This is a genomic window from Streptococcus sp. 263_SSPC, from assembly GCF_001071995.1.
Taxonomy (GTDB): Bacteria; Bacillota; Bacilli; order Lactobacillales; family Aerococcaceae; genus Granulicatella.
This window is the reverse complement of sequence record NZ_JVNU01000043.1, coordinates 1-2,120: the sequence shown is the minus strand read 5'-3', so window position 1 is coordinate 2,120 and position 2,120 is coordinate 1. Positions and strand designations below refer to the sequence as shown.

The following is a 2,120-nucleotide window of genomic DNA, read 5'->3' as shown; positions in this document are numbered from 1 at the left end:
GTTGTTGTTGGAGCTTCTGTTGTTGTTGGAGCTTCCGTTGTTGTTGTTGGAGCTTCTGTTGTTGTTGGTCCCGCCTGCCAAACACGAACATAATCCACAAGCATATCAGAACGAGAACCATCTCGATAGCTGTCAATATATTTAGTCGCATCACTGTAATCACGACCACCAGGAGTTCCATCTTTTAGGAATGAGCCTCCGACCATATGACTCAAACGTAATGTCATTCCATTTTCAGGGTCAATTAATGGGTTTGGATCTTTAATATTTGAAACAGTCTCCTTAACCGGCTTACCATCGTAATAGAAAGTAATTTTATCCCCAGTTTTTAATACCCCGTATGTGTGGAAATCAGATTGTGTATCTCCATTATTATCGATACGACGTTGAGTTTGTTTACTAGATGTTGCATTCTCTGTTTTAGGCGTATGAGTATTAGCTTGTAAGAAACTTGGATCATATCCTTTTGATTCGAACACATCGATTTCACCATTGCCAGGCCAGTCTTTACCATTAGTCCCCGTTAACCAAAAAGATGACCAAGATGATTCACTCATTGGTAATTTAATACGAGCTTCAGTATAGAAGTCCCCTTTAAAAGATGCTTTTATTTTCTTTTTATCAGCAAAAGTATTAATGGCTCCAGATGTAAATGGGGCAGGATAAACCTCAACGTTCCCATTTTTATCTTTTCTAGTATTCGTTCTAGGAACTGTTTCCATTTTTTTTGTTTCTGAATTCCATTTTTCACGCGTTGGTGAGTAAAGTGCTGTTAGATGTAAAACACCATCGGAAACTGAAACGTTCTCTGGATTATCTGTATTATGCATTTGAGTTCTTGCAGCAGTATCGAAAGATGAATACGCATATGCCCATTTTGTTTCATCCAACTTATTACCATCAAACTCATCATGCCATACCATGTTAAAATTTTCTGGCACTCCAACTGGTTTATTATATGCAGGATCTTCATTACTTACGCTAGATTCGGCATATACTGTATTGGCTGGAACAAAAATTCCACTACCAACCATTAAAAGAGTCCCTAAAAGACTAACTCCTGTGACTACTTTATTTCTATTTCTCAAAATACGCAATATTATCCCCTCTTTCTTTTTTTACACTAGATTTAAATTATTTTTCAGCGCTACCTCTTCAAGATTGAAAATACAATCAAAACAATAATATATCTTGAATAATTCAAAATAAAATCACGTAACATACATATAAATTTTAATCTAATATTTTAGCGAATATCACTTTTTTAGTATACCACAATTAGTATTTTTTTCAATAAATTGGAACCAAAAATTTCTAAAACGATAAGAAAAACTGTTAATAATATCCCAAGTATTCTTTAAGATTATTGTTATTTTATAAAATTAAATTTCACATTGGCATTTACTTCTTTTTTGAATATTTGTATTTATGTACTTTAAATTTAAAGATATGAGAAAAATTACAATTAGAGTTCCTTTTTCATTCATCAATAATATTACAAACCTTTAAACAGCCGTTTTTTAGTAATATGATTTGGAGTTATTTTTGACCAACTCATATTACCCGTATTTTATTATTAGCAATACATTTCAGAGTACTATTATTTTTAAAAAGAATAATCCTATATACACAAAATATTTTTTTAATCTTGTAAATAACATCTCTAATCTTATCTTAGAGTAGCAATTCCAATTTCGGGCATTATTTGATAATTCATAATCCATAGAAGACTTGCTTCCTTTTTCTTGTCACCTATTTCATATTTTAAATGTAAAATTCTAACTCTTCGACTTTTCAATATTACGATCTTACAATTCGTAGTTTTTATATCCATTGTACTCCCATAAACCATTTAATCGTTTAATCGATAGTTCTAACAAATATGAGATTTTATTATATTTAAGCTACTGAAAACTGAATAAAAATCCCCTTTACCGGGAATCCAGCAAAGGGGAATATTTCTTATTCTAGTTAATTTATTTATCTTTATTTTTATAGAGATAAATCAAATTATGCTTTCTTACGAGAAACTAGAATCACTGTTCCAACTACTACTAATAATCCAGCAATTACTACTAAGAATGAGTTAGCAGTACCAGTATTTGGTAACTCTGGTCCAG

Annotated in this window: 2 protein-coding genes; both read right to left on the bottom strand. The window is 31.5% G+C overall.

Annotation, left to right across the window (positions count from 1 at the left end; genetic code table 11):
* Nucleotides 1–1,097 (bottom strand): glycoside hydrolase family 16 protein (locus ADH02_RS06645; protein ID WP_048783581.1); only part of this gene is annotated, 1,097 nt, incomplete at its 3' end.
* A 913-nt stretch (nucleotides 1,098–2,010) separates the two neighbouring features.
* Nucleotides 2,011–2,120: LPXTG cell wall anchor domain-containing protein (locus ADH02_RS09755; protein ID WP_152903905.1), on the bottom strand; the 110-nt coding region annotated here is incomplete at its 5' end.